General features: G+C 63.3%; 7 protein-coding genes. 3 read left to right on the top strand and 4 right to left on the bottom strand.

The window, feature by feature from the left end; genetic code table 11:
- The 3 genes from VFA16_RS05335 to VFA16_RS05325 form a co-directional block, all read left to right on the top strand.
- A partial coding sequence (locus VFA16_RS05335; RefSeq protein WP_324966815.1) for a cytochrome P450 occupies nucleotides 1–250 on the top strand: 250 nt, incomplete at its 5' end.
- Between the two features lie 21 nt (nucleotides 251–271).
- Nucleotides 272–1,486 carry a CaiB/BaiF CoA-transferase family protein gene (locus VFA16_RS05330; RefSeq protein ID WP_324966816.1) on the top strand — a complete coding sequence of 405 codons (1,215 nt, stop codon included), beginning with the start codon at nucleotides 272–274 and terminating at the stop codon, nucleotides 1,484–1,486.
- A 49-nt stretch (nucleotides 1,487–1,535) separates the two neighbouring features.
- A complete protein-coding gene (locus tag VFA16_RS05325) occupies nucleotides 1,536–2,681 on the top strand; it encodes a thiolase family protein (protein WP_324966814.1) in 1,146 nt (381 codons plus the stop codon).
- 66 nt (nucleotides 2,682–2,747) lie between these two features.
- On the opposite strand, the gene VFA16_RS05320 is transcribed toward VFA16_RS05325, so the two are convergent.
- The 4 genes from VFA16_RS05320 to VFA16_RS05305 all read right to left on the bottom strand — a co-directional run.
- Nucleotides 2,748–3,932 carry an acyl-CoA dehydrogenase family protein gene (locus VFA16_RS05320; protein WP_324966813.1) on the bottom strand — a complete coding sequence of 395 codons (1,185 nt, stop codon included), beginning with the start codon at nucleotides 3,930–3,932 and terminating at the stop codon, nucleotides 2,748–2,750.
- Between the two features lie 15 nt (nucleotides 3,933–3,947).
- Complete coding sequence (locus VFA16_RS05315; RefSeq protein ID WP_324966812.1) at nucleotides 3,948–4,982, bottom strand: acyl-CoA dehydrogenase family protein; 1,035 nt, start codon at nucleotides 4,980–4,982, stop codon at nucleotides 3,948–3,950.
- A 2-nt stretch (nucleotides 4,983–4,984) separates the two neighbouring features.
- Nucleotides 4,985–5,821, bottom strand: a complete 837-nt coding sequence (locus VFA16_RS05310; protein WP_324966811.1) for an amidohydrolase family protein — start codon at nucleotides 5,819–5,821, stop codon at nucleotides 4,985–4,987.
- Nucleotides 5,818–7,274 (bottom strand): AMP-binding protein (locus VFA16_RS05305; RefSeq protein ID WP_324966810.1); only part of this gene is annotated, 1,457 nt, incomplete at its 5' end. The genes VFA16_RS05310 and VFA16_RS05305, both read right to left, overlap by 4 nt.

The raw sequence follows: 7,274 nt of genomic DNA, 5'->3' as shown, positions 1-7,274 counted from the left end.
TGATGAACGGCGATGGGAGAACTCGGAGAAGTTCGACATCTTCCGCAAACACATGCCCCATATTTCTTTTGCCGCCGGTGAACACACCTGCCTCGGTTTGCATTTGGCACGCATGGAAACCCGGGTAGCGCTGGAATGCCTGCTGACTCGTCTCAGCAACATCACGCTGGTCACCGACGACGACCCGCACATCAATGGCCAGCCCTTCCGCTCCCCCACGGCGCTACCAGTGACGTTCGATGCGAAGTAGGTCTCGAAAATGGTCAAGGTGATGGAGGGCTTTCGCGTCCTCGAAGTCGCGCAGTTCACGTTCGTTCCGGCGGCTGGAGCTATCCTCGCCGACTGGGGCGCAGACGTCATCAAGGTCGAACACCCGGTGCGCGGCGACACCCAGCGCGGATTCGTCAACATGGGGGGCGTCGAGATCAACCCCGACCGGCATCCGCTGATGGAGCATCCAAACCGGGGCAAGCGCAGCGTCGGGATCGACGTCTCCACTCCGGGCGGCCAGGAGGTGCTCTACGAGCTCGCCAAGGACTCGGACGTGTTTCTGACCAACTACCTGCCCGCACAGCGTCAGAAGAACAAATTCGACGTCGAGCACATCCGCGCCGTGAACCCCAATATCGTCTATGCCCGCGGCAGCGCCTACGGCGACAAGGGGACTGAACGCGACGTCGGTGGCTATGACGGCACAGCATTCTGGACGCGCAGCGGCATTGGTTATGCGCTGACACCCGAGGAGCTGGGCGGTGCGCTCCCACAAGGCATCCCGGCCTTTGGCGATTCGATCGGCGGCATGTTCATCGCCGGCGGAATCTCGGCCGCACTGCTGCACCGTGAGCGGACCGGCGAAGCCCTCGAGCTCGATGTGTCGTTGCTGAGCACCGCGTGGTGGGCGGCAGGTGCGAGCGTGACGCAGGGGATGGAGACCGGCGAGGTCATGCGCGTCGCCATGCCCGGATCAGCGAGTCCGTCCGTGAATCCGTTCATGGGCAACTACCAAACCTCCGACGGCGGCACGATTAACTTGTGCATCATCAGCCCGACCGGCTTGATCCGCGATACCTTCGAGCATCTCGGCATCCCCGAGGCAGCCGACGATCCGCGCTTCGCCGATGTACTACTGCTGATACAAAACGCCGATGCGGCCGCGGAACTGATTGCAAAGGCGTTTGCCAGTACGCCTTTAGAGTATTGGCGTAAACATCTGAAAACGATGAAAGGCCAATGGGCGCCGTTCCAAAGCCTTATCGACCTGGCCGAGGACGAGCAGGCCATTGCCAATGACATGATCACCGAAGTCGAGCTCGCCAGCGGCGGCGCACCGTTCAAGGTCGTCCGCGGGCCGGTCCAGTTCAACCATGAGCCGCTCGTGACGACCCGGGCACCGCAGGCATCGGAGCACACCGAGATCGTCCTCATGGAGCTGGGCATGGGCTGGGACCGCATCACCGAACTAAAGGACTCGGGAGCCATCGCATGAACCGCGCCGGCGACGATGCAGAGGGCAGCGATGAGAAGGAGTGGCGCTCATGAATGACGTCGCGATCATCGGCGTGGGCCTGCACCCGTTCGGCCGGTTCGAAGGCAAGTCTGCGATGGAGATGGCCGCCGACGCGATTCAGCTTGCGCTCGCTGATGCGGGGCTGGACTGGAAGGACGTCCAGTTCGCGGTGGGTGGCAGCTGGACGGTGGCCAACCCGGACGCGATCGTCGGGATGGTGGGGCTGACCGGTATTCCGTTCACCGATGTGTTCAACGCCTGCGCCACCGCCGCCAGCGCCACCAAGCTGTGCGCAGACACGATTCGGTTGGGCGACTGCGACATCGGGATCGCTGTCGGCATGGACAAGCATCCCCGCGGCGCGTTCACCGAAGATCCCGCGCTGGTGGGGATGCCGCGGTGGTATGCCGAGAACGGGCAATACCTCACCACTAAGTTCTTCGGGATGAAGGCCAATCGCTACCTGCACGACCACGGTGTCTCCGTCGACACGCTGGCCAAAGTGGCAGCGAAGAACTACCGAAACGGATCGCTCAATCCCAACGCGTACCGGCGCAAGCCGCTTACCGAAGAGCAGATTCTCGGCTCGCCGGTCCTGAATTACCCGTTAACCCAGTACATGTTCTGCGCTCCCGACGAAGGAGCGGCCGCAGCAATCATGTGCCGCGCCGACATCGCACACCGGTTCACCTCCAAGCCCGTGTATGTGCGCGCGGTAGAAGTCCGCACTCGCCGCTACGGGGCATACGAAGTGAATACCACTTATTCCCCAGTGCACGAAGACGTTTCGCCTACGGTGTACGCCGCGCGCGCAGCGTTTGAGAAAGCCGGGGTAGGTCCTGGCGATGTCGACGTTATTCAGTTGCAGGACACCGATGCGGGCGCAGAGGTGATTCACATGGCCGAATGCGGGTTCTGCGCCGACGGTGAGCAAGAAAAGTTGTTGGCCGACGGCGCCACAGAAATCACCGGCTCGATCCCGGTCAATACCGACGGCGGGCTAATCGCCAACGGTGAGCCGATCGGGGCGTCCGGCTTGCGGCAGGTGCATGAGCTAGTGCGCCAACTACGTGGGGAAGCAGGCGACCGTCAAGTGCCGGGCACGCCGCGAGTTGGCTTCGCGCAGGTCTACGGCGCGCCCGGCACCGCCGCTGCGACCATCCTCAGCACCTGACCTCGCCGAGCGTGCACCTGCGGCGGCGACACGCCGGGGATGGCCGCCGCCGGTACACGTTCGGCGTCAAAAGACTTTCTGTGGATACGCCGGCTTTCCCAGCCCGAGCACGTGCTGGGCGATCATGTTGCGGAACACCTCGAGTGTGCCGCCGTAAATGCCCACCAACGGCGCGAAGCGGTAGCAGTATTCGGCGGCACCGTCATCGGCGGCGCCGTCGGTTCCGTATGGCAGAGCTGATGCTGCACCGAGTATGTCCATCAGGTCCGGCGAAATGTCACGCATAGTCTGTGCGATGGCGACACGTCCGAAGATGCTCGGCGTGGACAGCGCCGCCTCCATCCGCGCCACGCTGCGGCCCAACCGATACGCCACGGATCGATCGTCCAACAGTTGACGGCCATTCGTATCCGGTTGCCCGACCCGGCCTGCGGCCTTGTCCACGGCCTCGGCCATGAACCCCGCCTGGTGCATCATGATCGACGTGTCCTGCAGACCATCCGGGGCGGCGGCGACCGCTCCGTGCTCGACGTTGAGCGGCTCGCGTAGCACGGTCCAGCCGCCATTGACTTCGCCCAGCCGGTACTTGTCGGGGACGCGGACGTCGCTGTAGTACACGATGTTGGTGCGGTCGCCGTCGACGGTGCGGATGCCCTGGATTTCGATCCCCCGCGACTTCAGCGGAACCAGAAACATTGTCAGGCTTTGATGTTTCGGCGCTTTCGGGTCGGTATTGGTGATCAGAAAAACGTATTGGCAGTTGTGCGCGCCAGTGGTGAACATCTTGGAGCCGTTGATGATCCAATCGTCACCGTCACGCACGGCACGGGTCTTACAAGTAGCGACGTCAGAGCCGCCCTCGGGTTCGGTGTAGCCCAGACACATTCGGATGTGGCCGCTGAACACTCCCGGCAACACTTCCTCTTGTAGTTCCGGCGAACCGAATTTCGCCACCGAGCGCGCGACCATCGCCGTCGTTCCCCAGGTCACCCATGGCACATGAAACCGTCGCTTCTCCAGTTCCCAGATACGGCGTCGTAGCCGGCTGAAGCCGCCTTCGGATTCCGGTTTCCACTCCGCTTCCAGATAGCCCGCGGCCCCCATCGCCAGGTGCACGCCTTCGTCGAAGTTGTCGCCGGTTTCCCGGTCGCGGCGTCTGACTTCTTCGGTCACATGCGTGGCCAAGAACTTTTGCGCCTCATCGAGGAAGGCCTTGTCGTCGTCGGACAGTTCGACTTTAGAGAAGTCCATCGTGTGCTCCTAGACCTATGCTTCTCGAGCGGCGACGAGTTGTGCGATCTGCTGTGCGCTCGCGCCGGGATCACCGCCCGCCAGCGGCCATCCCCGCGCTCGCACCAGGTACGCCGTCGCGGCCGCTTCCGCCGACACCCCCAGTCCGCCTTGGATATGCACCGCAATGGTGGCTGCCTTCGCTGCCTCCTCGGCCATGAAAACGAACGCCGAAGGCGCCAACTCCGGACGCTCGTCGGGCTCGTTGTCGAGGAACCAGGCGGCTCTATGAGCAAGGTTGCGTCCGCTCTGGACGGTAATCGCCATGTTGGCCAACGGATGCGAGATGCCCTGCAGCGTCGAAATCGGCACGCCGAGCGTGTAACGCGTCTTGGCGAACTCTGCAGCGATGGTCATCGTCTCCTCCACCATGCCCACCACGGCCGCGGCGGTGAGGAGCCGCCACTCATCGAGTGCGCGTGTGTAGTGGGCCAATGCATCAGATCCACCGGCCACTACTGTGCGAGTGTCGGCGGCGGCCGGATCGACCCACGCCATCGGTAGCCGACCGATGTTGTCTACCTTCGCCGGCCGGGTGTCGAAAGTCAGGCGCACAATCGAGTCACCGTCGCGGACGACGATGTGGTCGGCGATCGAGCCGGCCGGAACGAGCCTCGGTCCTTCACCACTTTCGACCCGCGGATCCAATGCAGCCAACTGCGTTCCTGCGACGATGTCGCCCTCCACCTCGCCCAACCGCGCCAGCAGCCGAGCCGTGCAGACCTGGTCGATCCAGGGCACCGGTGCAAGCGAGCGACCGATCTCCTCGGCGACCAAGGTGAGGTCGACCAGCATCGCGCCGTCGCCACCACAGGACTCCGGCAGCGCCATCGTCGTTGCGCCTATGGCGCACAACCGCTCCCAGAGGTTTTTGTCGAAGCCTGAAGGTTCGGCGGCCCGCACGGATTCGATGGGGCAGTGGGTTTTGAAGAACTCCTTGTACGCGGTCTGCAGCGCGATGTGATCGTCGCTCAGGCTGTAGTCGAGCCTGCGCAGCTCGAAACGGTCCATCGTCATTGCTCCTGTCGTTCCCCGAAGAAGAATTCCTGCGCGTTGTTGTACAGATAGTTGTCGAGCACCTCGGGTGGAAGGTCCAGGGCCCGTGCTTCCGGTACGACCCGGCGCATGCGCAATACCGGCCAGTCCGACGCGTAGATCACCTTGTCGGGCCCGCGGGTTCGCATGTAATGCAGGAGGCTTTCCGGTAGCCGCTTGGGCGACCAGGCCGAGGTCATCAGGCGAAGATTGCGGTACTTGATCAGCAGCCGGATCGCAACGTCCCACCACGGGTCGGCTCCGTGGATCATGCACAGCCGCAGTTCGGGAAAGCGGACGCACACTCGGTCCAGATGCATGGGATGCTGCACGTCGCCGGGGATCGGCGGTCCCGGGATACCGGTGTTGATGCACAGCGGGAGGTCGAGTTCGGCGCACTTGGCGTATAGCGGGTAGTAGACGGCGTCGCTCGGTGCATACTGTCCATCGCCCCAGAAGCTCGGTCCCACCACGGCATAGGCGACGGGCAGATCTTTGACGATCGCGGTCAGTTCTCTGAGCGGCTGCACCGGACGCAGCAGGTTGACTCCGCCCATCGCCAGCGCGAACCGTTCCGGTTCGGCCGCAACGAATTTGCGCGCGGTCGTCGACGGATTAGCGAGCGAGTCCATCAGGATCGCCTTCTGCACGCCCTGCTCGTCCATTTCCTCGAGCAGTTCGGGCAGCTCGACCGGCTCGAACATCGACTTCGGACCCTTGAAATAGTCGTCTCGGACCTTGAGCATCCAGCTGGGCTGCTTTTCGGATTCCCCGAAATGCACGTTGACCAGACAATCGATCGCCTTATGCGTCATGGTGCACCTTGCAGGGTGTTTTGTGCCGCTTCGCGTTTGGCCCATCGGTAGTTGGGCTTGCCGTTGCCGAGTCGCTGGATCTGCTCGACGAAGATGAACGCCTTGGGTACTTTGAAGTGCGCCAGCTGCGCGGCGCAGAAGCTGTACAGCGCCTGCTGGCCGAGGTCACCGTCTGAGTCAGTGCGTGTCGCGACCAGCGCGACGACTTCTTCGCCCCACCGCTCGCTCGGACGCCCGACCACCAACGCATCGGCGATACCGGGGTGTGCGCGCAGCACCTCCTCGACCTCTTCGACGAAAACCTTTTCGCCCCCGGTGTTCACGACCAGCGAATCACGACCCAGCAATCGAATGGTGCCGTCGGCCTCGATGGTGGCCCGGTCCCCGGATATCACGACGCGTTGGCCGTCAACCTCCGGGAAGGTGCGCTCAGTTGCTTCGGCATCCTCGAAGTAGCCCAGCGGAATCCGCCCGGTCCGCGCTGCCCAGCCCACCTCTGGCTCGCCGGGCCGCAGGAACCGGCTGAGGTCAGCGGACACCACCACTCCGCCGGACCTGAGTTCGAAAGTACTGCTCTCCGTCCCGCCCCGGCTGTGCCCGAATCCCAGGTTGCCGGTTTCCGACGATCCGTAGCCGTCGATGACCGTGACGTGCGGCAGGCACTCCATCAGCGCTTGTTTGTATTTCGAGTTGGTCGCCGCTCCCCCGGTACCGATGGCGTAAAGCGACGACAAGTCATACGAGCCCCGCTTCAGTTCGGCGACGAGCGGGCCGGCGTAGGCATCGCCAACCATCGTGATCATGCCGACTTTTTCGCGTTCCGCGGTCTGCCAGACTACGCGGGGATCGAGCTTAGTGCGGTTGTCGTACAGAACGACGCCCAGGCCGTTGAAGATCGCCGAGAAAGCGGTCCACATTCCTGCCGCATGCATCAGCGGTGAGATTGCGAACCACGGCTGCCCGCCGGTGCGCACCTTCGCGTGAATCTCGTCCATGCTCGCGTGATCGGTTCCGGTCATAGATGCGACGTACATGTCGCTTTGGCGCCACAACACTCCTTTTGGGCGTCCGGTCGTGCCGCCGGTACACATCATGATCAGGTCGTCGGGCGAGCCGATGGTCTGGTCGGTGCCCGACGTCGCCAAGGCATCATCCAGCGAGATGGCGCCCGGCAGTGGGGAAACGCTGCTGCCGTCCTCGATCGACACCAGTAGATCGGCGCCGGCAGGCAAAACCTCGGCGAACCGTGCACCGAGCGAGCGGTGGTAGACGACGCCTCGCGGTCGCACGTATTCGAGGAGCTCGCGGATCTCACGCGGTGAGTAGTAGTGGTTGACATTGACCGGGACGGCGCGTGCTTTGAGACACCCGATCACCATGTCGGGGTACAGGTCGTTGTACATGACCAGCGCGACCCGATCTTGGCCGCACTCCCAACGGCTGAGCGTCTCTC

The sequence above is a fragment of the Mycobacterium sp. genome, from assembly GCF_035653355.1.
Classification (GTDB): Bacteria; Actinomycetota; Actinomycetes; order Mycobacteriales; family Mycobacteriaceae; genus Mycobacterium.
Note: the sequence above shows the minus strand (reverse complement) of the source record. Positions and strands in the feature narration are given on the sequence as shown.